This is a genomic window from Pseudoalteromonas sp. CO325X (assembly GCF_004208955.1).
GTDB classification, from domain to species: domain Bacteria; phylum Pseudomonadota; class Gammaproteobacteria; order Enterobacterales; family Alteromonadaceae; genus Pseudoalteromonas; species Pseudoalteromonas ruthenica.
Genome location: NZ_SGPG01000014.1, coordinates 19,321 through 42,288, shown reverse-complemented (window position 1 = coordinate 42,288; position 22,968 = coordinate 19,321). Strand labels below are relative to the sequence as shown.

Genomic DNA, 22,968 nt, shown 5'->3' with positions numbered 1-22,968 from the left:
ATCCAATTGCGAGGTTAAGCCGTTACGCCCCTGATGTAACTAAAGATAGCGACGTCAGGGCTAGGACGTGAAGCAGTATAGCGAAGACACGTTATAACACGGTTTAACAACTTGCGAGGAATGGATATGCGTAATCAACATACTTCTGCTGCATCGCAGCAGCTCTCACCTTCTACCCACTCCAATGCGATAAAGCTGAGTATCATCGCCTTGGCCTGCGCTGGACTCATTGCTGGCTGTAGCGGTGATGATGGCAGTGATGGTGCGCCAGGAGCGGATGGCGCGCCAGGTAGTGATGGCAACGACGGAGAAGACGGCCGCCCGGCCTTGTCAGCAGGCACCTACTTACGTGCCAATAACGGCAGCGATAATGCCGGCACCGTTGATGTCATCAATGAATACGGTGAACTATTATACACGCTAGAAACCACCAACAATGAAGGGCTGGTATACGGCCATCAAGATCAGCTTATTCAAGCCGGCGATGCCGATACTGGCAGTATTAAAACACTGTGCGCAACATCGCGACGGGCGCAAAACAATGGCTTCTCTAGCACTTGGGATCGCGCAATATCTGGCCCCAATAGCACCTTGATGAACCCCAAGGGGATGACGCTCGCCAGCGCGCACGGAATTTTATTGGTTGCTGATTTTGGCGCTATGCAAATCAGCGCCTTTGGTGCAATGGCCAGTGGTGATAATGCGCCAATTGCCGTAACGGCCACCGATGCCGCCCCATGGGATCTTGCCTATGACGATATTAATGACCGCCTCTACGTTGCGCTCACCAATGGCACTGTCGCGGTGTACGACAATTACATTGCTTCAGGCATGACAACCACCCCAGCTCGTACGATTGTTCCAAGCGACAGTAACGGCGACGCCATTGGCGTAAATTTACATGGCATCGCCTTCGATGGCAGCCAAAACCGCTTAGTGTTATCTGATGTTGGCAGTGCGCAGAGTCCCGATGATGGCGCGCTGTTTGTCATTGAAGGTGCGGCAATGGCTGAGGGCAATACTCCTGTAAGCCGCATGATAGCGGGCCCAAGCACCCGCCTAGGTAATCCGGTTGATATTCTTCTAGAGGGCGCTACCTTGCGAGTGGCCGAGAAGTCGAACGATGCGATTTTGGTGTACACCAATATTTTCAATGGTGCCAGCGGTGATATCGCTCCTGATTTTGTGACCATGACCAGCAAACCCGAGTCTCTTGCTCGCAAACAACACACCACGCGCCTTGATGCTTCAGATATTGATAGGCCAGCCACAGTACGTGGCGTTGCGGTGTCATCTAATCCGGGAACTGCTGGGCCGACAACCGGAATGATAGCGCAACTAAATGCGCCGCTGTCGGCTATGAGCATGGGCTTTGATACCCAAGCGACCATTGAAAGCGTGACCTTTGATATTGAGGGTAACGGTTACGCCACTTTCGATAGCAGTGATGGCAGCTCTGGCGGTGTTATCATCGCAAACCGTATTGCCAACACCCGTGATAACGGCATGTTCACCTTGAGTCAGGATCGTATGGTAAGTGGCACCAACACCACGTTAACCTCACCGAAAGGGATCGATATCGCATCAAAGCAAGGGCTCATGTTTGTTGCCGAATTCTCGACTAGTAATCGCGGTATAAAAGTTTTTTCGCGCTGTGCGTCGGGCAATGTGGCGCCGCTGATGACCTTGCTGCCAGCCAACGATGCACGCCCTTGGGATGTTGATTATGATGCCCAAAGCGATCGCGCTTTTGTGGCCTTAACCAATGGCACCATTGCCGTGTTCGATGAAGTCAGCGCTAAGATGTATGGTGGAATGAGCACCTTGGCCGGCGAAGACCGACTTATTGTCCCGGCAATGTCAGGTATGGCTTTGGCGGCGCCCACCAATATTCATGGCATTGACTACGACCCGCTGAGCGATGCCTTAATCGTGACAGATGTGGGCAGCGCCGCCGATGCTACCGACGGTAAAATTTATGTGCTCAATAGCGCGGCCATGGCCTCTGGGCTAACCAACATTGATATTGCTATTAGCGGGCCTAATTCGATGTTAGGAAACCCAGTAGACATTATGTTCAGTGGGCGCGATTTATATCTAGCAGAAAAGTCCAATGGCTTGGTGATGCGCTGGGATAATATCCTTAACCGTGTCAGTGGGGATGTCAGTGCAGATGCCAGCTATGCTTTCGTGGCGCCAGAGTCCATTGCTTTAGTGCTACAAAAATAGCCTTTTCAGCGTCATCGCTGTGTCTCCTGTTGGCCGCATTAGCGGCCTTTTTATTGCTCGAATGCGCGCTAAACCCGTCCATCGCTCGTCGTTGTGCAGCTACCATCATGGTCGTCACACTGGTAGACTGAGGGCGAATATCACCATCAATAAGTGAATAATAAGTGTCAAATAAGCTGGTCATTAAGCTTCTTGTTTATAGCGTGGTGCTGGTGGTCGCTATGGTGTTGACCGTGCAGGTGACCGTGCAGCAGCAGGCGCAACGTGCGCACCAGCAAGCAAGGGTGCAAGGGGCGCACCTCAGTGACTATATCGATAGGCAATTTAGCCGCTATCAACGTATTGTCGATTCCTTGAGCCGCAGTAAAGCAGTGCACCAAGCCTTGGATATAAAGCGCGCAGCCAGTCAAGATACCGACCGCTATCTGCACGATATGCAACTGGCCAGTGGCGCCTCTGATGTGTATTTACTCAACACATCAGGCACTGTGGTTGCGACCAGTAATTGGCATTTACCCTATAGCTACAAAGGCAATAACTTTGCTTTTCGCGGCTACTTTCGAGATGCTATGCGCCACCATAGCGCCATTGATTTTGCCCTAGGGCAGCGCTCTCGCAAGCGCGGTTTTTACTTTTCTCAAGCTGTCACAGTCGCAGGTGAGGTGGCCGGCGTCATCGTTGTTAAAGTGAATGCCAGCCAGTTTGAGGCCGATAAAGCGGCACTCGATAGCGTGCAAGATACGCTATTTGCATTGGTTGATGAGAATAATGTGGTGTTGATGTCGAACGCTGAACCGTGGCGATTAACCTCGTTGTCGCCAATGACGACGCCGCAGCGCCAGCAGCTAAAGCAGTCGCAGCAATTTCTTGAACGCACCATCGCACCGGCGCCTTGGCAGTGGCAAGGTCAAGCGCAGGTTTACATTGCAAAGCGCAAGCGTACCTTTGTGATTGATGACACCGCTTTGGCGCGTGCACCTTATCAACTATTGACCCTCGTACCTCGCAATTACCTTAATGAAACCTTGGTGGCGCGCCTTGGTGTCACCCTCATGTGTTTATTGGTCTTGATTGCCTTGGTTGAGTATTTATTGGTGAAAGTAGCGGGGTATCGGCAACTGCTTTACAGCGAGCGCTCCCTTGCCGAGCAGGTGAAGCAGCGAAGTCAGGAGTTGGAGCAAGCCCAAGATGCCTTAGTACGCACCGCTAAACTCGCCACTATCGGTCAACTCAGTGCCAGCGTTAACCATGAAATTAATCAGCCGCTCAGTGCCATGAGTGCGTATATTGCCGCCAGTAAACGGCTTATTGCTCGTGGTCAATATGATAAAGCGCTCAGCAACTTACAGCTAATCGAGCAATTAGTTAATCGCGTTCATGCCATTGCGGCGCAACTAAAATCTTTTAGTCAAAAGCGTGAGCATAAAATGCAAGCAACGTCATTGGCGCAAACCATAGATAACGCTTTGTTGGTTGCAGGGCCGCAACTCAAAGAATACGGTGTTGAGGTATGCTACCACCCGCCCAATGTGACGGTGTGGGTTGACCCTTATCAATTCGAGCAGGTGTTGGTGAACCTTTTTGCTAATGCCTGCCAAGCCATGGAAAAACAGGCGGTGAAGCGGTTGCGTATTGAAGCTGATAGTGACGACGAGAATGTGTATTTATCCATTATCGACACCGGCTCGGGGATAGAGCATCATGCGCTAAGCAGCATTTTTGAGCCATTTTACACCACCAAATCCGAGCATGGTCTAGGGCTGGGGTTATCCATTTCTAAGCAAATTATCGAGTCCTTTCAAGGCACGCTTAGCGCTCATAATCACCCCGATGGCGGCGCTGAATTTTTAATTAGTTTGCATCAACAAGAGCCACAAATATGAGCAATGCACAGACTATCTACGTTATTGACGATGAACCGAGTATCCGTGACTCCTTAAAGCAATTGTTAGAGCTTGAGGGCTATCAGGTCGTGTGTTTTGACGATGCCAATAAAGCCTTGCATAAGCTTAACCGTAGCTTTGCCGGTGTGGTGCTTAGCGATATTAATATGCCGAAACTGGATGGTTTGGCGTTTTTGCAGCAGGTTCAGCAGTTTGACTCTGAGTTGCCGGTGGTGTTTTTAACTGGCTATGCCGATGTGAGTACCGCAGTAAAGGCGATGCAGCAAGGGGCTTATGATTTATTTGAAAAACCGGTCAATGAACAGCTATTAGATTGTCTGGCACGGGCCTTGGATAAACGCAAACTAGTGTTAGAGAATCGCCAATTAAAACGGCAAATAGAGCATCATTGTGCTCCTGGGGTGCGTATTTTGGGGGAAACCCCACAAATACAGCAGATGATGCAGTTACTTGATGCGATTAGAGACACCCCCGCAGATGTATTAATCGAAGGTGAAACCGGCACCGGGAAGGAGCTCGTCGCGCGTTATTTACACGAACATGGCGATCGCAGCCAAGGCCACTTTGTGGCAATCAACTGTGGCGCAATTCCAGAAGAGCTGATTGAAAGTGAGCTCTTCGGTGCTGCCAGTGGTGCGTATACTGGAGCTAATCAGGCACGCGAAGGCAAGTTCGCTTACGCCAATGGCGGAACGGTTTTTCTCGATGAAATCGAAGCGATGTCAACAAGCTTACAAGTTAAATTACTGCGTGTGCTCGAAGAGCGCCAAGTCACCCCCGTCGGCTCGAACCAGAGCATTGATCTTGATATGCGGGTGATTGCGGCAACCAAGGTCGATTTGCAAACCTTAGTGGATACTGGACAGTTTCGCGCCGACTTGTTCTTTCGCCTCAATCTTTTAAAAGTGCCGATCCCGGCACTACGGCAAAGAATAGCCGATATCCCCCTTTTGTATCAGCACTTCTTATCTATCGCCGCCACGCGTTTTCATAAACCCAGTATGGCGTTAACAGAGCCCCTGCGTGCGCAACTGATACAATACGATTGGCCGGGCAATGTACGTGAGTTGCGCAACCATGCTGAGCGTACGGTATTGCTTGGCGAGCAATTAGCCACTCACTCAATACAAGCGCTTGAATCGCAGCAAGAAGTACTGAGTTTGGCGCAAAAAGTCGCTTACTATGAGCAGTCACTCATTGAAGATGCATTAGCCCAAAGCCAAGGCAGTATCAAACAGACCATGGCACTGTTGCAAATTCCACGCAAAACGCTGTATGACAAAATGGCCAAGTACCAGCTCACCCGAGCAAGTTATACCGAGCCTAATTAATGGGTGGAATTGGTGATAAATAAGTAAAAAAATGTGCGGGAATCCACACATGTCACGCCTTATACATGCTTTAAATTATGACAACTCATTGTTTATATTAGGTTATTAAAATTGGTCAGGTTCTTGAGTGTAGTGTTGCAGACAACAATAGGAGAACACTATGATAAGACCAATAACATTATATTCATGCGTGATGCTTGGGGTGGCTGCACATGGCGCTGCGGCCGGCGACTACAGCATTTATGGTAAAGCACAGGTGCAACTTGAGCACACCGATAAAGGATTGATGCGTTACACCGATAAGGGCACCCATATTGATGCGCCATTCTCGCGCATTGGCGTAAAAGGCAAGCACGATATCAGTGCGCAAGCCCAATTGGTATATAAATACGAAGTGCAGGTGAAAGGCTTTGAAAGCGACGACACCAGCGAGCCATTCAGTGCACGCAACACCTACTTAGGGGTGCAATCAGCTTATGGCACGGTGCTATTTGGCCGTAATGACAGCCGCTTTAAGTACAGTGAGGGCAAAATTGACCAATTCAATGAGACCCAAAGTGACATAGCGCAAACAATAGGCGGTCAAGACCGTATTGCCGATAGCATTACCTATACCTCGCCAAAGTGGGGGCAATGGCAATGGGCGCTGACTTTTGCGCCGAAAGATGACGCTAAAACCGAAAAGAACGGCGTCGCCGCCTTATTGAGTTATGGCGATCGCGCCCTAAAGCAGACCCCTTACTATTTAGCCCTAAGCTACACCGATGCCCTAGCTGATATTCAAGCGTTGCGCGTCAATGCGGTGTATCAATGGCAACGACTGCAAGGTGGGGTGCTGGTGCAGCGCAGTGAAAACTTAGCCGGCGATAAAGACGGTAATAGTGTGCTTGTGAGTTTGCGCTATTATGCAAGTGACGCATGGCAACCCAAATTGCAATATGCGCGTGATACCAGCCAGCTTCGTCATGACAGCGATAGCGAGCAGCTTTCAGCGGGTGTTGACTACGTAGTTGATAAGCAAACATCTTTTTACTTTTTAGCGACTAAACTTGAGCTCAACCAAGTCTCCGATACCAGTACTGCAATTGGACTAAAATATAAATTCTAAGAGGTCTTAGCATGTCAGATTCGAAATTTACTCAACTTCGGGGTCAACTGTTGTTGGCCTTCGGGCCATGCGTCATGTTGTTGACCTGTTTGCTCGACCCACCAGCGGGGATGTCTATGGCCGCGTGGCGCACTACCGGCTTAACAATTTGGTTGGCATCTTGGTGGGTCAGCGAAGTGGTGCCTATTCCGGCCACCTCGTTACTGCCTTTGTTGATTGTGCCTTTGGCTGGGATTGCACCGATTAAGGCGGTTGCAGCTCCTTACGCCCATCCTCTTATTTACCTCTTTTTAGGCGGCTTTTTACTGTCAATTGCCATGGAGCGTTGGGGGCTGCATAAACGCATTGCTTTGACTACCTTATTGCTGGCGGGCAGCAAGCCAAGCTTGCAAATCATGGCGATGATGGCGGTGACCGCGTTTTTATCAATGTGGATGTCAAACACCGCAACAGCCGTGATGATGCTACCGATAGCTTTATCGGTGGTCCATTTGTTAAAGGATAATGGCAGCCAATGTGATAATTTTGCCAAGGCGCTGCTATTGAGTATTGCCTATGGCGCTAGCATTGGGGGTATTGGTACCTTGATAGGCACGCCACCGAATGCCTTGATGGCTGCGTATCTAGCCGACAGTTACAATATCGAAATCGGCTTTGCTACCTGGATGATGATAGGCGTCCCTTTGTCTTTAGTGATGCTGACCCTAACCTGGCTGTGGTTAACGAAAGTGATGTATAAAGTGGATAAAACTGCCAGCCAAGTAGAGACCAAAGGCATGTTTCGCAATCAACTAGCGCAGTTAGGAGCGATGTCTCGGGCTGAGAAAAGTGTCCTCGCGGTCTTTGCCTTAGCAGCGGTGAGTTGGGTGTTGCGCCCAGTGCTCGGTGATGTCACCGGGCTGGCGATATCAGATACCGGTATTGCTATTGCTGCGGCGTTGCTGTTGTTTATGTTACCGGCAGAAAAGCACTCTCAAGAGCGGGTTTTAGACTGGCAAAATGCGGCAAACGTGCCTTGGGGGGTTTTGTTGCTCTTTGGTGGCGGCTTGACCTTAGCGGCGCAGATAAAAAGTTCAGGCTTGGCTGATTACATCGCTAATCTGCTGAGTGGGGCCAGTGCTATGCCGTTGGTGATAAGTGTTCTCGTGGTGGCCGCGTTAATTACTTTCTTAACCGAGATCACCAGCAATACGGCGACTGCTGCCGGGTTTTTACCTTTACTTGGGCCGGTGGCAGAGTCGATTACTGGTACGCCCTTAGTGTGGGTGGTGCCCGCTGCCATTGCCGCCAGTTGCGCCTTTATGATGCCGGTGGCCACGCCACCGAACGCGATTGTATTTGGCTCGGGGGAGATAAAAATTACCGATATGATCCGTGCAGGCTTTGCTTTGAACATTATTGCTATTGTGCTGATCACGCTGGCAACTCTGGTGATAGCGCCGATGGTGCTTAACTTTTAATGGTTTTCTCAGGCAGCGCGGCCATAAATAACGCGCTGCCTGTGATTACGTAGCCAGTTATTTAGCGACCAACAGGGTTAAGCGCTTGTGCAGCTTGGCACTATCGAGTTTGCCATAATAGGCGATAAGGTCGGCTTTGTTATCGCCATTGATATCGGCATGGCTAATCTGCGCTGCGGATTGTGGCAAGGCAATATCTTGGCTGTTTTTGCGGGAGAAGCCACCGTCTTTGTTACCTAAGCGATAAATAAGCTCATCGCTGTCCTCAGAAAGTAATAAATCAAGAATGCCATCGCCACTAATATCGGCGAGTTTCACCAAGGGTTCGCTGGCGCGGCCTTTGCTGATACTAAAGCCCATTTCGGTTTCATAGTCCATGCTCGGCTGTTCCGGGTAGTGCCCTTGCGCATTTTGGCGATAGAGCAGCACGTCTTGGTCAATGCTACTTGCTAGCAGCGCAGAGACTACCTGCGAGACCCCTAACTCAAAGCTGGATACCATCACTTCTTTGCGACCATCACCATCAATGTCTTGCAGCTCAAGGCCAGTGAGCGTTCCTTCTGCACGCACTGTGGTATCGGCCTGCGCACCATAACGAAGCTCGCCATCAGCGGTGTTTTTGCCATAAAATATCTCGTAGTCGTTTTTTCTATCTAGCACGCCGGAGCTTTGGGTATAGCGCACCACCATATCCACTATCGCATCGCCGTTAACGTCTTCAAAGCGCTCCAACTTACGGTAGTTGAGATCGCTTTGGTCCAAAGAGCGGCCATCATCATCGAGTTGATCCCACCAATCGATGGCGTGAATATCCTCGCGAATGGCCACTGCTTGATGGTCAAAATGGCGCTTGGCAGCAGTGTAAATGTGCAGCTGCCCGGGGGTGAGATGAACAATATCCATACGCTCATCGTTATTAATATCTAAGGTAAAGGTTTGTGCCGGAGTCACACTTAAGCCATCGCGAGTTAATACGTTTTGGCCAGTAATAGCCAATTTGGAGAGTTTGTGCGCTTTATCTTGCTGGCTAAACCACACCTGTAGCTCATTAAAGTTAGGCAGCATCACATCAGCACTTTCATCGCCATTAAAGTCAAATATAAATGGCATGCGGCGCATAAAGTTACTGCGTTGAATTTGGAATACGGAGCTGACTTCGAGATAGGACAATAACCTTGGCTCTGAAGGGCCTTGTGGATACTGATAACGACCAACATGGTCTTTGGCGAGGAAATACAGGGTCTGTTTGCCCTGCGGGTCGTTGCCAATGTCATAGGCAAAATACTGCTCACCAATGGCAAAGCGGTCCACCTGGGTTAGTGTCCCGTCAACCAACGCCAGAACGGCCACTTGCTGTGCTTTGGCGCTGCTGCGGCCGATAGCGATTATCTCTTTACCCGGATGAGGCGAAATATCGGCGCTAATAGGGGCCTGAGTAATGTTAAAGTCAACATCAAGATGGTGTTCACTAAAAGCGTCAGCCCATACTGGTTTGCTTAGCAAAAGCAGTGCGGCGATGGCACTTTTAATTGGCAAGTGTCTTCCTGTCACGTTAAACCTCATTATTGTTACGTATTGTCACTGGTATTTGCCTTGGGGCCAGCGACTCACGCAAGTACAGGCCCAAGATGACTTCTTTACAGTGACATAACTTTTAATGCCTCGCCAACATTCAAATGTAAGTAAGTGTATAAACGCGAATAGGGGAGGAAGTTCGGCTAGCGCGAAGCAAGCCAATTTTGCCAGTGTTGCTGATAACCCAGCATAAGCTGGTGTTGGCGACTCTCGAAGTGTTGTGCCTGGTCTTTTTCATTGCAAAAAGGCCCAGCATGGCACAGTGGGCAATAGTTGGTATCATCTAAATAACGCGGGCGGTGATAGGGAAAGTCAACGTTTTTGGGGTTCAGCGCGTAGCTGTAGGTGACTCCTTTGGTGTCTTTGACATGTTTATTGCGGTCCACGTTGCGGATACGGTATCCGGGGAAATCATCAATATTAAAGGGCTGCTCACCGACATACTGTATATCAAGACCAGTACATAGGGCGTGGTCAAGACCCCAATGACTGTAAGGCTTGACGTCTTTTGAGGTGATATAACAAAGCCCGGCGCCGTTTTTAGCTAGGCCATAGGCGCTACCATAGCGTAAAAATTGGTGTAACAGGGCACGATTCAAGGTGTTGAGGCCACCTTGTTGCTGCGCTGCAGCAAAGGCGCTTTTAGAACCGAGTTGGCTGAGCAATGGAAACTGAAAAATGATGACATCAAAGCCCGTGCTAAGGCGTTGCCAGCAGGCCTGGTTGGTCACATCAAAGCTGAAATACAGCGGTACTTGGGCTTGGCGTAACTCATCAATGCCGTGACTGGAATACTTCTCTCGCAGTACCGCTTCTGAGTCATACACCGAACCGACGATATGAGCGTCTGCAAAGCGTCGTTTAAGCGCCCGGGTAAAGGTTAAATCGCCGTCGCCGACCGTTAAAATACGCCACTGAGCACTTAAGTACATCGTTACTCGTGACTCTGCGGGGCATTGGAGCGGGGTTGCAACAAATAGAGCCGAGCTTTCAGTGATTCAATAGCCACCTGGCGGATAATTAAACGCAGGGCCACAAAAGCGGCAATGGCAAAGTGGATAGGGCCGTGGGTAAGACCAAGCTCAGGCTGATAAATTAATGCTCCGAATAAAATAAACAAACACACCAACCACGCATCTATAAATTGGTTAGCATAAAAGTGCAGGGTGCCTTCGTGCTTATGGTCTTTTTTAATGCGTACCGAGCAAAAAAACGGCACAACCTTTACCTTGAATGCGGCGTTTTTTTCGCTGAACTGTTCGCCCAACTGCTCAAGGGCACTGCGTAAATCGTCAATCATGGCCATCTCACCGAAAAATCAGAGCGCGCAGTGTACTGTATTGCTGTGAAGCTGTCTAAGGTCTGTCGAGCATGGCGGCAATCATCAGCAAGTGACACACAAATACCACTGAGGTAAGCACAAAGCGCATCTTGCGATAGTCCTTGTGGTGCTCTGCCCATTGCGGCTGTTTTACTTCAATGGCCAGCACCAACCAAAAACTGGCGCTTAACCACGCTAATGTGAACAGCTCATTGCCCAGCGCCAACAGCGGCAGCGGGATGGTGGGAATAACGACAGCAATGGCGCGCCCATAGCTTTGCTCACCGGGGCGCCATAACTGACCGGCAAGGAAGCTCATAATCGCGATGCCATAATAAATGAACATGGTGCCAGCGTACTCAGTGCGACCACTGAGCATGCTCCATCCAACCAAGGCTAAAAACGGCAGTAATCCTAAGTAACCTAATTGGATATGATTGATATAACGGGCAATAGACAAAGTAGACCTCAGCGCGGATGCTTTTCTTAATTGTACGTGGCGCAGGTTAAAGAGTTCAATGAGTTCAGGCGAAAAAGCCATTAACGGTCTGAGAAATCGCAGTAAGTCTAAGCGTCAATCATATTTATCGATGGTTGTAATCGAATCAATCTGTTTTATTTGTTAAAGCACAACCTCTATCTTATTCATCAACGCAGCGGCACACGCCGCTAATTATTTAAAACTGATGACAGACAACATGAGGTAATTTATGAGCAACTCATTGATCAACACTAAAATCCAACCTTTTAACGCAACGGCTTATCACCAAGGTGACTTCGTTGAGCTAAGCGAGCAAGACCTGTTAGGCAAATGGTCAATCGTGTTTTTCTACCCAGCGGACTTTACTTTCGTATGTCCTACCGAGCTAGGTGACTTGGCTGACTACTACGCTCAATTGCAAGAAATGGGTGTTGAAGTTTATTCAGTGTCTACGGACACCCACTTCACCCACAAAGCGTGGCACGATTCTTCTGAAACCATTAATAAAATTGAGTTCCCAATGATTGGCGACCCAACTGGCAAAATCACGCGCAACTTCGGTGTGATGATTGAAGAAGATGGCCTAGCGCTACGCGGCACTTTCGTTATCAACCCTGAAGGCGAAATTAAAGTGGTTGAAACGCACGACCTAGGCATTGGCCGCAGCGCTAAAGAGTTAGTACGTAAAGTACAAGCGGCGCAGTACATCGCTACTCACGACGGTGAAGTATGCCCAGCCTCTTGGCAGCCAGGTGAAGAAACGCTTGCACCTTCGCTAGACCTTGTCGGCAAAATCTAATAACGCCTAAATCGCAACTCTCGGGCGGTGGCAACACCGCCTTATTTTTCTAACGCTTGAAGAGGCTAACCATGTTAGACAGTACCATTAAGAATCAATTATCAAGCCATTTTAGTGCATTGACGGGCAATATAGAGCTGGTTCTAGCCCTCGATGAAAGCAACAAAAGTAAAGAATTAGACACCTTGGCCAACGATTTGGCCGAGTTGAGCCCGCGCATTAGTATACGACAAGACCACCAAGCAGCGCGACGCCCTGCGATGCAAGTACTCGGCGAGCAAGGCACCTCGATTACATTCGCTGGGGTCCCGATGGGTCATGAGTTTACTTCATTAGTGCTCGCTGTACTGCACAGCGGCGGTGTGGCAACCAAGGCTGATGAGGCGCAACGCACGCAAATCCAGGCCTTAGATAAAACCCTTAATTTTGAAATTTACATCTCCCTGAGCTGCCAAACTTGCCCAGCCGTCGTGCAAGCGCTCAATACCATGGCGGCTTTGAATCCTCAGGTGAATGTGACCATGATAGACGGTGCTTTGTTCCAAGAGGAAGTAGAGCAGCGCAACATCATGGCGGTGCCTACGGTGTACTTGAATGGGGAGCTATTTAGCCAAGGCGCTATCAGCCTCAATGATATTCTTAATAAAGTCGATGAGGGAGCTGCGGCGCGCCAAGCCGAACTATTGAATGAAAAAGACCCCTATGACGTATTGGTAGTCGGCGGTGGTCCTGCAGGTGCATCGGCTGCTATCTATGCGGCGCGAAAAGGGCTGCGCACCGGTATTGTCGCTGAGCGCTTTGGTGGCCAAGTAGCTGATACCATGGCCATTGAAAACTTTATCTCGGTCAAAGCCACAGAGGGCCCGAAACTGGTAGCTCAGCTAGAAGAGCATGTGAAAGAATATAATGTCGATGTCATCGATAATCAGCGCGCCGCGCGTTTAGACAGCGATAACCGCGCCATCACCTTGGATAATGGTGCCACACTGCAAAGCAAATCCCTGATTCTTGCCACGGGGGCACGCTGGCGGGAAATGAATGTGCCAGGTGAGCGTGAATACCGAGGCCACGGGGTTGCTTATTGCCCCCACTGTGATGGTCCGCTCTTTAAAGGTAAGTCGGTAGCGGTGATTGGTGGCGGTAATTCAGGCATTGAAGCAGCGATCGATTTAGCTAACATTGTTGAACATGTGACGGTGCTGGAATTTGCCGATACCTTACGTGCTGACGACGTGCTGGTTAAAAAGGCGCAGAGCCTTACTAATGTCACCATCATTACCAATGCGGCGACCACCGAAATTGTTGGCGATGGCAATAAGGTGACCGGTCTTAATTACACCGACCGCGAAACACAACAATCGCAGCATGTAGCCTTAGCCGGCGTATTCGTACAAATCGGCTTAGTGCCTAATACCGAGTGGCTGAAAGACAGTGGTCTGGATTTAAGCTCTTTTGGTGAAATAACGATTGATGATAAAGGCGCGACTAATTTGCCTGGGGTCTTTGCCGCTGGGGACGCCACCACCACGCCTTTTAAGCAAATCATTATTGCCATGGGCGCAGGAGCCAGTGCCAGTCTTGGCGCCTTTGATTACTTAATTCGTCACAGCGACGACCAAGCGCAAAGTGATGCCGCTTAAAGTAGATACTGCACACACCCTGAAATCTCCAGATGTGTAGTCCCCAAGCCGCTCAATGAGCGGCTTTTTCCTGTGCTGTGAAATTGAAAGCAGCTGCCACTGCAAGCGGTAAAACTGATTGTGCATGTAACCCTACCGATGAAGCGGTTTTATTTGAATGCCGTCCACTTATACTTATGCCGCGCTACCGGTGTTGTTAGCTGTCATTTTTCAGTTTATTTTTCATTGCTTTACCTTCATTAGCGAATCTCAATTTTACAAGGTATGCTAGCGTGTAAAGCAGGGACAATACCTGTTAGTCAGACCGTCGGCGGAGGATTAATGCCACATTTTGTAATGGATTGCTCACAGGACATCTTCGTCTCCCATGATGAAGCCTTTATTATTGAACAACTTTTTTTGCAAGCTTGTGCTACCAATTTGTTTGATGAACGTGATATCAAAGTCAGAATAAATTCTTTCGAAAAATACTCTGTAGGTAATAAGCGAGAGCCCTTCATTCATGTTTTCGCCTCCATCATGCAAGGCAGGACGACTGAGCAAAAGGCGATGCTATCGCAGCAAATGGTATCAAAGCTGGTAACGTTATTTCCGAATGTTCCGAATATCGCCATGAACATCAGTGACTTTGAAATGGCCACTTACTGTAATCGTACAATGGTGTAACTCGTCACATTATCCAAAACTTAGGGTGGCTTTCAGTGCTCGCTTTGGATAAATTTGCCAATGAGTCGCTTGAATTCAATCGCATTACTGGCTTCGAGGAACGCGACTGGGTCTTTATAAACATGTTATATGAATTAACCGAAAACGGAGTTTTCAATGAAAAAATACCTATTCTTTGCAGTATCAATTTTGGTTTCAGCATCGTTATCCGCCAAAGAGACAAAAATTGATCTAAATGAACTTGCTCAAAAGTATTTCGATACCATGGTTGCCACGCAAAGCCCAGGAGCAACGAAAAAAGAACTGGAGACTCATCTTAATTTACTTACAGAGGATGTTGGGCATTCGCACTTACCTTGGGTGACAGATGATTCGCGCTTACCAAATGGCAAAGAGGCAATGAGAAAAGGGATGACTTTTTATCTTGGCGCCCACAGCGAATACAATGCAGAGCTATTGGATGTATTTACATTTAACCACTCAGCCGTTGCTATAAGATATAAAAACTACGCTAAGGGCACCCACCCTGAAAATAATCAACCGATAGAATATAGCCAAGTCATGATGGAAGTATTGGAAATTGAAGACGGCAAAATTGCGGTAATAAGAAAATACCATGAGTAACTTTGCCCATTGAGTAGGGTGCGAGGCCTTAAGGAGAGAAAATGAAGTACCTGTATATATGGCTACTTATCCCTATTTTTTGTATCCCCCTGGTGCAAGCAGAGATTATCTATGATGAAGCTAGGGATATTTAGATGGCAAAAAGGCCGCCAGAAAAGCGGTTATGAGAAAATGTTGCTGGCAAGGGCATGGTGGCCGCTAAAATTCGATGTTTACTTGCTCAAGTTCCCACAAGGCTGTGAGGTGCCCACGCACACTGACAAAGTAACCGCAGGCAGGCATTATCGGCTTAATATTATCCTCAAACAAGCACGCTGTGGCGGTCAGTTTGTTTGTAAATCGCCTATTTACAGCTCTAAACGAATCAAGTTATTTCGCCCCGATATCAGTGAGCATGCAGTTACTAAGGTCACCTCAGGCAATCGTTACTTGTTAAGTATTGGTTGGGTTCGTGGCCATTAAAAGACTAACTGTCGTCCATCATATTCATCATTTACAGGTTAGCGCGAATCGCTAATCACACTCGTTTTTTACATATTATCTCGGGGTGAGAGCAGTAATTTTTTAAACTGGATTGGCGCATTTGCTTATCTTCGAAAATAATTAAGTAGCAACTGCTGTTGCATGAAGTGCATGGATAGGCACAAAAATCTTAGTTTAAATTACGAGGGTGTCCCATGCTCAATACCATGTCTGTGAAGATGCGACTGATTATTTTGTCCATAATTCCAATTGTATTACTTATTATTTCAGCGGCGTTGAGTATGTCTCAACTTAATACCATTGGCGAGGGCGTTGACAGTATTTATAAAGATAGGGTGGTGCCATTAAAGCAAATTAAAGTGGTGTCAGATAATTACGCGGTCAACATTGTCGATTTATTGCATAAGTATCGCGCTGGCGTTATCGACAAATCGCAAGTTATATCTTTGATTGAACAGGCGAAAGACACCGCGCAGCAGCATTGGCAGGACTATTTACAAACCAAACTCACAACCGAAGAGCAGCGCTTAACCGAAGACGTGGATGAGTACCTCGCACCGGTGGTTGAGAAAATTGATGCGTACATGCGGGCCATAGAAAATGGCACCTTTAAAGCGATGGACCAATCGCAGTTTGTAGCCGACCTTTACAGCGTTTTTGACCCACTCAGTGGCAGCTACGCGGCACTTATCGATTTGCAGCTATCAGAAGCGCAGCGGTTTCGCGACAGTGCCGATGAGCAAGTTTCCCACGTCACCACCTTATTGTTAGTCTTTATTATCTTGACCATTGCCTTTATGTCTTTATTGGCTTGGTTTATCTACCGCTCTATTCATGGGCCTTTGAGCCACTTGCAGGGCACCATTCAAACCATTGCCGAACAAGCCGATTTGACCCTGCGTGCCAAAGTCACCGGGAAAGACGAAATAGCCACCACAGCTGAGCACTTCAATCATATGCTTAGCCGAATCCACACTTTGGTTACTGACGTCACGGGTGCGACACTGACGTTGTCATCGGCGTCAGAGCAAATGCAAGCGATCAGTGCCCAGGTGGCCTCGACTGCAACCCAGCAAGAGCAACAAAGTGCGATGATAGCCACCGCCATTACACAAATGAGTGCAGCGATTCAAGAAGTGGCTCAAAACGCGCAAAATACCTCGCAACATGCTGCATCTGCTGATGGCTTGGCCGAGCAGGGCAGTCAAACCATCGATGATAACCTTGAGGCTATTCGCACCTTATCTCGTATTGTTGCGCAAAACGCCCAATTGATTGGTGAGCTAAATGCCCAGTCAAATGAGATCAACCAAGTGGTGCTCATGATTCAAGGGGTGGCTGAGCAGACCAACTTGCTAGCGCTGAATGCTGCCATTGAAGCTGCCCGCGCCGGAGATTCAGGGCGTGGCTTTGCGGTGGTCGCTGATGAAGTTCGTACACTGGCACACAATACTCAACAGGCCACAGAAAACATCAATACCATGATCGCCAAGCTGCAGGATATGGCAGGCCAGGCGGTGGCAGCAATGCAGAGTGCCGATGACAGCGCCAAAGAAAGTGAGCATCATAGCCAAGAATCGGCAACTGCCATTAACCGTATTCGTGAAGCGGTCGCTGACATTGCCGATATGAATTTACAAGTATCTACAGCCACCGAAGAGCAAACGACAGTGGCTGCTGAGATAAGCCAAAATATTAATGAATTTAACGACAGCATTACCAGCGTATCGCAAAGCTCACAGCAAAACGCCGATGCCAGTAAAGAATTGGCGCAGCTCGCTGATAGCCTGCAACAGCAAGTGAAAGCTTTTGTGGTCTAAATACGCACTCGCTAATTGATGCTTAGCCGCTGCAAATAGTCTAGCCCTTGCTGACAGCCCAAAGTGTAGCCGTGGCGTAACTTGTCGGCGTCGCGTGTGGTTCTGCCCACAGCAAACTCTGGGTCAGGGGCAATGACCTCGATATGGCAATCCGGCGGCGGTGAATGGATAAATTCTAAGCTTTGGTTATATCCCTCGGCTCGGCGGCTTGAGGCACTGATCAGCGCCGGGGTATCGCGCAGTAAGCGTCGTGTTACCCAGAGTGAGCGACTCGGTTTTTTGCGATAGCCCAACGGCTGGGACAAAATCACGGTGATGCGTTTCGCTCCTTCTCCTTGTAAGTAAGCCTGTTGCACGGGGATGGAATCGCTCAGACCCCCATCGGTATATTGCTTATCGCCAATTTGCGGGTAATCGCGATAGGCCAAAGGCAGCGCACAAGAGGCTTTTAAAATTGCTTCTAAATTATCGGCGTTGGCTTTTAAATACTCGGCTTGACCGTTGGCGATGTTGGTGGCCACCACATAAAATGGTGCGACTTGCTTCGCAAATGTCGCTAAATCTAAGCGGATATCAGCAATGGTCTGTTGCCATAGCCAATCCAAATCAAACAGGTGCCCGCCGCGTGCAAAACGTAGGTAATTAATAAATTCAGGTCGGCACGAGTAATCCGTGATCACCTTATAGTTGCGCTGGTGTTGTTGGCACAAATAAGCAGCGATATTGGTCGCGCCAGCGGACACTCCAAAATACATATCAAAGGGCTGGTAGTGCTGTTGTAGCCACGTATCGAGTACGCCGGTGGCAAAAATACCACGCATCGCGCCCCCTTCAACAACAAGGGCATGGCTTAGAGATGAATTGGAAATAGGTAAAACCCTGCATACGCTTTTATTTATTACCTCAGCAACTTAACATGAATTTTATTTGCGCAGCAATGGGCTATAAGGGCAAAAGGCGGTGTATAGGGCACCGCCATAAAAGTGATCAACGATTGGTAACCGCATCCTTACCATCGACATAGTGTTTAACGTCGCTGGCTTTACCCGCTTGTTCACGCAACAAATAGAAGCAGCCGCGAGAACCTGGATTGTCGGAGTAGCCTTGAATGCCAACAACGGCATCTTTAGTCACATTACCCACGTACTGCAAAGTCGGGTAGCTATCGAAAGAGATGATCACCAATCCCTCTTCTTGCCACCAGTTACCGCCTCCGTATGGGTAGCTCCATGTGCCATCGGCATTAATTGTAAATAACGCAGCGGTAATCGGCGTTGAGCCCGCAGTATTACAATTCCAATTGACATGGTTGCGCCAAGTACCGACTACCGAGGTCGAAGACGCAGCTAATACAGAGGAGGTTGAAGCAAGAGATAGGCCGATAACACAGGCCACAGTCGAGAGTGATTTCACTAGTTTCATAATTATATTTCCTTATATAAATGTGTTTTTGCGTTTTGGTTACACACAAGAGCAATCCTTCAGTCCTGTTGTGTCGCCACGCGACTTTGAGATTAGCTAAAAAAAGCATAGTTTCAATGCTGTTTTAACAAAAAAGTTACATATGGATGATTTTTAGGGAAATTTATTTATTGATATTGTTCGCAGTTGAGAGCCAGTGAAGGGTTCTAAAGCGGGCAGTGGCACCTATCACTCTTTCATGAGCAGTTCTTGTGCATTCACAACGGGCGGTGATGAAAACGGGTGTAATATAGTCGCAAAACAAGTACAATTGCGACTATATATCATTCCCGAGTATCATCCGGCGCGCATGACCGACATCACCACACACCAGGCTTCTCGCAAACGCTTACTTATTGCGCTCGCTATAACCTGTAGCTTTATGGTCATCCAGCTAATAGGAGCTTATCACGCAAACTCTTTAGCGGTGTTCGCCGATGCCGGTCATTTATTTGTGCACAACAGCACGTTATTTATCGCTATTTTGGCCTCCTCTATCGCCATTCATTTGGCACGCAACTTTAATGAAGGCTATAAAAAAGCCGAATTAGTGGGCGGGCTTATTAATGGCAGCTTGTATTTGGGAATTAGCTTAACCATTTTATTTCTTGGTTCTGAGCGGTATTTTGAAATGCATGAGGGGCATCACAAAGACGTTAACACCACCATTATGGCGTGGGTTTCAAGTATCGGCTTTGTCTTTCATGGGTGCGCCGCTTGGGTGTTATACAAGGGCCGCAAAGACAGCATTAATGTTTACGCGGTGTTTCTCCATACTTTCTTTGATTTACTCTCCACCGTCAGTACCTTAGTGGCCGGTGTCACTATCGCGCTCACTGGGTGGCAGCAATTGGATGTGCTGTTTAGTATGGTGATTGCCGTCTTCGTGTTATTCACCGGTTTGCGCCTTATTGTGCAGTGTATAAAGCGATTGCAGAATCAAGAAGGGCGTTTGCCTAGTGCACAAGCTATTGAAAAGGCGATGACGAAACTTGCTCACGTACACAGTGTGCACAATGTGACCGTATCTCGAATTGACAAGCAGCTCGCCGTTGGCGCACATATCGTATTGAAACATCAATGTACTGTCGCGGCTCATGATGCAGTCTGTCGAAACAATGCCGAACAGATGTTAAAACAACGCTTTAATGTTGAGCACAGCGTACTGCAAATAGAGGCCCATCCGCATTCCGAAGATGGACAAGCGCATCACTGTGTACAACACTAAGACTACGCAGTTCCTATAAGTTTTTAAGCTTTCCTACAAATGAGCACAATTCGCACCGGACTTCAAAGCAGCAACAAGTTCATGGTGGCTTGCTTACTCGGCCTGATTGGCGGGTTGACGCACCTAATTCCTGTATGGTTTTTGGACAGCTCCGAGTTTTTATTTGGGCAAATTTTTGTGTTGCTGAGCCTCGTTGCCTTGGGCTTACGCTACAGTGTTATCACCTTGGCTATCGCCTCTGCTTTTATCTTTTATCGCTGGCAACATGCTTGGCCCAGTATCGCATTTTTGCTCGAGTTGATATGGCTGCATTGGTTTTGTTGTCGCCGCTTAAGGCGTCCTTTATTGCCATGGGGTGGGGTCTTTTGGTTGCTGATTGGTTTGCCGCTGCTGGTGGTTTTTGGTCATTGGATGGTCGAGTTGCCGTGGTTATCGCTTACTACTGCTATTTTCAAGTATTTACTTAATGCCATTATTTCATTAGCTGTAGTTGACCTATTAAGCTACTTTTTACCCTTTATAGTTTGGCACTATCGGCAAAACTCGCTCAAACATATCCTCAGCTACGTGGTCAGTGTATTGATTCTATTGGTGGTGCTGTTGACGACGGTGATTTTGGTTAACGATCACTATGAGCGTATAGAGTATGAGGTCAATACACAATTACGCGCCCATGCAGATAGGGTCTCGCAACAAATAGATAGCTACCTAGAACAACATCAAAATGCTATTGTTTCGGCGCGCGATACCTTGGCGCAAGGTGTTGATGAGCGTTGGCAGCTTAGTCATTTAGGGCAAATGTACCCTGGCTTTATTTCTACAGTGCTGATTAATCAGCAAGGGATGGCGTATTTGGGATGGCCCAAGTCACTTCTTGATGGGCTCTCCGCACAGCAGCGAGATGTGACTGACCGCGATTATTTCACGCAAGCGCATAGCCACCCTAACGGCTATATTTCCACTGCTTTTCGCGGTCGAGGTTTAGGTGACAATCCCATTGTTGGCATCTCGGCACCGATATACGAAAAACAACAGTTTGCAGGCGTGATTGAGGGTTCGCTGCGATTAGAGTCTTTTCGTCGCTTTCGGCCCTACTTGTTTGAGCAACAAGGGGAATTGCTGGTAATGGATGCCAACAATCACGTGGTGTATAGCAGTGTAAATACTTTCAAAGTGCTAAGCCACCTCAAGCAACCTGCTTTAGCGGAGTTTAACGGTGATTCAAGCGCTTTGTACCGCTCTGCTAACAATGAGCTGTATTACAGCCGGTCACTTAATAGCTCCCAAACAGGTTGGACGGTCATCGCTATGATGAACCGCCTTCATGTAAACACTGTGGTCGCTTCAACCTGGCTTTACGTGTTGTTGCTCACGCTAGTACTCTTGCTGCTGGCAGGGATTTTCATTCGCCAGCTAAGCCAAAGATTGGCGGCGCCACTTAATTTTTTGACCCAAGTAATGCAGCGCTACCCGATGCTGCCAAATAAGACGCCGCTTAGCCAACACGAGTGGCAGGAAGTTCAGCAACTACACGAACAGTTTGATTCGCTGGTGGTGCAACTCCAGCAGAGTTTTGAGCAGTTAGCACAATCTGATGACCGCAACCGCGATTTGAACAAACAACTAACGCGCTTTAACCAAGAGTTGGAGCGTAAAGTACAAGAGCAAACTGCAGAGCTTAAGACTGCGGTGCATCGGGCGAACCAGGCCAGCCGAGCAAAGTCACAGTTTTTAGCTAACATGAGCCATGAGCTGCGTACACCCATGAACGGTGTGCTCGGGATCACCGACATTTTGCTGCAAGACTCGCAGCTGAGCGCCCAGCAACGCCAGTATTTAACCACCCTGGGTGCAAGTGCACAAAACCTACTGCAAATTCTTAACGACATACTGGATTTTAGTAAAATTGAAGCCAATGCCTTGGAATTGAACGCACAGCCACTGGCTACTCGGGCATTTTTCACTCACGTAGAGCAGGTCTTTAATAGCGCCAACGACAACAAAGAGGTGCGCTTTGCGTGCGATATAGCCGCGAATGTGCCCTCTAGTATTCGTGTCGATGAGCTCAGACTCAACCAAGTGATCACCAATTTATTAAGCAACGCGAAAAAATTCACCGAGCGAGGAGAGATTGTCCTTAGCGTGCAATACCGAGATGATGAGCTTCAAGTAACGGTGCGAGATACTGGCATAGGCATGAGCGAAGAGCAGCAAGCACGTATCTTTACGGAATTTACTCAGGCTGATGTGTCAACAGCTCGGCGGTACGGAGGCATTGGTCTGGGGCTGGCAATCTGTCGCTCCTTGGTACAAAAAATGGGCGGCGATATCTGCGTTTCCAGCGCTGAAGGAGAAGGTAGCTGCTTTAGTTTTACCATCAAAGCGCCAGCCTGTGAGGACATCGAGGTTAACCAACATAGCGAACTCTCGGCGCCTGATTTAACTGAGCGACACGTCCTTGTGGTTGAGGACAACGCTGTAAATCAATTAGTCCTTGCCAAGATGCTTGAACCTTTGGGCTGTGAGGTGGCCATCGCTCAAGATGGGGTGCAAGCTTTGGATATGCTTCAGCAGCAACGCTATGATGTGGTGCTCATGGATTGCCAAATGCCGCACATGGATGGGTATCAATGTACCCAACATATTCGCAAAGAGCCGCATAAATATGGCGTCATGCCCATTATCGCGATTACTGCCAACGCCTATGAAGAGGACAAAAATCGTTGTTTGGCGGCAGGGATGAATGCCTTCGTTTCCAAGCCACTGCAAGCGCATGAGTTGCACCGCAGTATTCGCGCTGTGTTAAATATTTCCCACTAACTAAGCGTAAACTCAAAG

At 48.3% G+C, this 22,968-nt stretch carries 19 protein-coding genes; 13 read left to right on the top strand and 6 right to left on the bottom strand.

Annotated elements, in window-relative coordinates; translation table 11 throughout:
* Positions 1–126: 126 nt before the first annotated feature.
* The 5 genes from EXT46_RS05635 to EXT46_RS05615 all read left to right on the top strand — a co-directional run bounded on the left by EXT46_RS05635 (position 127) and on the right by EXT46_RS05615 (position 8,032).
* Positions 127–2,229, top strand: a complete 2,103-nt coding sequence (locus EXT46_RS05635) for a collagen-like protein (protein ID WP_240701088.1) — start codon at positions 127–129, stop codon at positions 2,227–2,229.
* Between the two features lie 164 nt (positions 2,230–2,393).
* Complete coding sequence (locus tag EXT46_RS05630) at positions 2,394–4,112, top strand: ATP-binding protein (RefSeq protein ID WP_130145801.1); 1,719 nt, start codon at positions 2,394–2,396, stop codon at positions 4,110–4,112.
* A complete protein-coding gene (locus tag EXT46_RS05625) occupies positions 4,109–5,464 on the top strand; it encodes a sigma-54 dependent transcriptional regulator (protein WP_130145799.1) in 1,356 nt (451 codons plus the stop codon). The genes EXT46_RS05630 and EXT46_RS05625 overlap by 4 nt, the downstream gene beginning before the upstream one ends.
* 160 nt (positions 5,465–5,624) lie before the next feature.
* Complete coding sequence (locus EXT46_RS05620) at positions 5,625–6,572, top strand: porin (protein WP_130145797.1); 948 nt, start codon at positions 5,625–5,627, stop codon at positions 6,570–6,572.
* Positions 6,573–6,583: 11 nt separating this feature from the next.
* Complete coding sequence (locus EXT46_RS05615; protein WP_130145795.1) at positions 6,584–8,032, top strand: SLC13 family permease; 1,449 nt, start codon at positions 6,584–6,586, stop codon at positions 8,030–8,032.
* 57 nt (positions 8,033–8,089) lie between these two features.
* On the opposite strand, the gene EXT46_RS05610 is transcribed toward EXT46_RS05615, so the two are convergent.
* From EXT46_RS05610 to EXT46_RS05595, 4 genes are all read right to left on the bottom strand, one after another.
* A complete protein-coding gene (locus EXT46_RS05610) occupies positions 8,090–9,583 on the bottom strand; it encodes a VCBS repeat-containing protein (protein ID WP_165381061.1) in 1,494 nt (497 codons plus the stop codon).
* Positions 9,584–9,750: 167 nt separating this feature from the next.
* Positions 9,751–10,539, bottom strand: a complete 789-nt coding sequence (locus EXT46_RS05605; RefSeq protein WP_130145790.1) for a Rossmann-like fold-containing protein — start codon at positions 10,537–10,539, stop codon at positions 9,751–9,753.
* 2 nt (positions 10,540–10,541) lie between these two features.
* Positions 10,542–10,907, bottom strand: a complete 366-nt coding sequence (locus EXT46_RS05600) for a hypothetical protein (RefSeq protein ID WP_026111246.1) — start codon at positions 10,905–10,907, stop codon at positions 10,542–10,544.
* A gap of 55 nt (positions 10,908–10,962) precedes the next feature.
* Positions 10,963–11,382, bottom strand: a complete 420-nt coding sequence (locus tag EXT46_RS05595; RefSeq protein ID WP_130146514.1) for a DUF3429 domain-containing protein — start codon at positions 11,380–11,382, stop codon at positions 10,963–10,965.
* 256 nt (positions 11,383–11,638) lie between these two features.
* Between EXT46_RS05595 and ahpC the strand changes: the two genes are divergently transcribed.
* The 6 genes from ahpC (at position 11,639) to EXT46_RS05565 (ending at position 17,441) form a co-directional block, all read left to right on the top strand.
* Positions 11,639–12,208: an alkyl hydroperoxide reductase subunit C gene (gene ahpC / locus EXT46_RS05590; protein ID WP_045978974.1), complete on the top strand. Its 570-nt coding sequence runs from the start codon at positions 11,639–11,641 to the stop codon at positions 12,206–12,208.
* A 71-nt stretch (positions 12,209–12,279) separates the two neighbouring features.
* Positions 12,280–13,848 (top strand): alkyl hydroperoxide reductase subunit F, encoded by a 1,569-nt coding sequence (ahpF, locus tag EXT46_RS05585; protein ID WP_130145788.1) that lies wholly within the window; start codon positions 12,280–12,282, stop codon positions 13,846–13,848.
* 321 nt (positions 13,849–14,169) lie between these two features.
* Positions 14,170–14,514: a 5-carboxymethyl-2-hydroxymuconate Delta-isomerase gene (locus tag EXT46_RS05580; RefSeq protein WP_130145786.1), complete on the top strand. Its 345-nt coding sequence runs from the start codon at positions 14,170–14,172 to the stop codon at positions 14,512–14,514.
* A gap of 156 nt (positions 14,515–14,670) precedes the next feature.
* Positions 14,671–15,138, top strand: coding sequence for a nuclear transport factor 2 family protein (locus tag EXT46_RS05575; protein ID WP_045978977.1), 468 nt, complete (start codon positions 14,671–14,673; stop codon positions 15,136–15,138).
* 114 nt (positions 15,139–15,252) lie between these two features.
* A complete protein-coding gene (locus tag EXT46_RS05570) occupies positions 15,253–15,600 on the top strand; it encodes a 2OG-Fe(II) oxygenase (RefSeq protein ID WP_200860089.1) in 348 nt (115 codons plus the stop codon).
* A 215-nt stretch (positions 15,601–15,815) separates the two neighbouring features.
* Positions 15,816–17,441, top strand: coding sequence for a methyl-accepting chemotaxis protein (locus EXT46_RS05565; RefSeq protein ID WP_130145784.1), 1,626 nt, complete (start codon positions 15,816–15,818; stop codon positions 17,439–17,441).
* An 11-nt stretch (positions 17,442–17,452) separates the two neighbouring features.
* Here the strand turns inward: EXT46_RS05565 and EXT46_RS05560 are convergent, their stop codons facing one another.
* Entirely contained in the window at positions 17,453–18,310 is an 858-nt protein-coding gene (locus tag EXT46_RS05560) for a patatin family protein (protein WP_130145781.1), read from the bottom strand.
* 118 nt (positions 18,311–18,428) lie between these two features.
* Positions 18,429–18,863 (bottom strand): hypothetical protein, encoded by a 435-nt coding sequence (locus tag EXT46_RS05555; protein ID WP_022944611.1) that lies wholly within the window; start codon positions 18,861–18,863, stop codon positions 18,429–18,431.
* Positions 18,864–19,212: 349 nt separating this feature from the next.
* On the opposite strand from EXT46_RS05555, the gene EXT46_RS05550 reads away from it, so the two are divergent.
* Complete coding sequence (locus EXT46_RS05550) at positions 19,213–20,130, top strand: cation diffusion facilitator family transporter (protein WP_045979060.1); 918 nt, start codon at positions 19,213–19,215, stop codon at positions 20,128–20,130.
* A 39-nt stretch (positions 20,131–20,169) separates the two neighbouring features.
* A complete protein-coding gene (locus tag EXT46_RS05545; protein WP_130145779.1) occupies positions 20,170–22,950 on the top strand; it encodes a response regulator in 2,781 nt (926 codons plus the stop codon).
* Positions 22,951–22,968 lie beyond the last annotated feature (18 nt).

Bases quoted from the DNA above. Each gene is read 5' to 3' on its own strand.
- EXT46_RS05620 (WP_130145797.1), top strand. From the start codon at position 5,625: ATGATAAGACCAATAACATTATATTCATGCGTGATGCTTGGGGTGGCT.
- EXT46_RS05555 (WP_022944611.1), bottom strand. From the start codon at position 18,863: ATGAAACTAGTGAAATCACTCTCGACTGTGGCCTGTGTTATCGGCCTA.
- EXT46_RS05575 (WP_045978977.1), top strand. From the start codon at position 14,671: ATGAAAAAATACCTATTCTTTGCAGTATCAATTTTGGTTTCAGCATCG.
- ahpF (WP_130145788.1), top strand. From the start codon at position 12,280: ATGTTAGACAGTACCATTAAGAATCAATTATCAAGCCATTTTAGTGCA.
- EXT46_RS05550 (WP_045979060.1), top strand. From the start codon at position 19,213: ATGACCGACATCACCACACACCAGGCTTCTCGCAAACGCTTACTTATT.
- EXT46_RS05635 (WP_240701088.1), top strand. From the start codon at position 127: ATGCGTAATCAACATACTTCTGCTGCATCGCAGCAGCTCTCACCTTCT.
- EXT46_RS05615 (WP_130145795.1), top strand. From the start codon at position 6,584: ATGTCAGATTCGAAATTTACTCAACTTCGGGGTCAACTGTTGTTGGCC.
- EXT46_RS05605 (WP_130145790.1), bottom strand. From the start codon at position 10,539: ATGTACTTAAGTGCTCAGTGGCGTATTTTAACGGTCGGCGACGGCGAT.
- EXT46_RS05625 (WP_130145799.1), top strand. From the start codon at position 4,109: ATGAGCAATGCACAGACTATCTACGTTATTGACGATGAACCGAGTATC.
- EXT46_RS05565 (WP_130145784.1), top strand. From the start codon at position 15,816: ATGCTCAATACCATGTCTGTGAAGATGCGACTGATTATTTTGTCCATA.
- EXT46_RS05580 (WP_130145786.1), top strand. From the start codon at position 14,170: ATGCCACATTTTGTAATGGATTGCTCACAGGACATCTTCGTCTCCCAT.
- EXT46_RS05545 (WP_130145779.1), top strand. From the start codon at position 20,170: ATGAGCACAATTCGCACCGGACTTCAAAGCAGCAACAAGTTCATGGTG.
- ahpC (WP_045978974.1), top strand. From the start codon at position 11,639: ATGAGCAACTCATTGATCAACACTAAAATCCAACCTTTTAACGCAACG.
- EXT46_RS05570 (WP_200860089.1), top strand. From the start codon at position 15,253: ATGAAGCTAGGGATATTTAGATGGCAAAAAGGCCGCCAGAAAAGCGGT.
- EXT46_RS05600 (WP_026111246.1), bottom strand. From the start codon at position 10,907: ATGATTGACGATTTACGCAGTGCCCTTGAGCAGTTGGGCGAACAGTTC.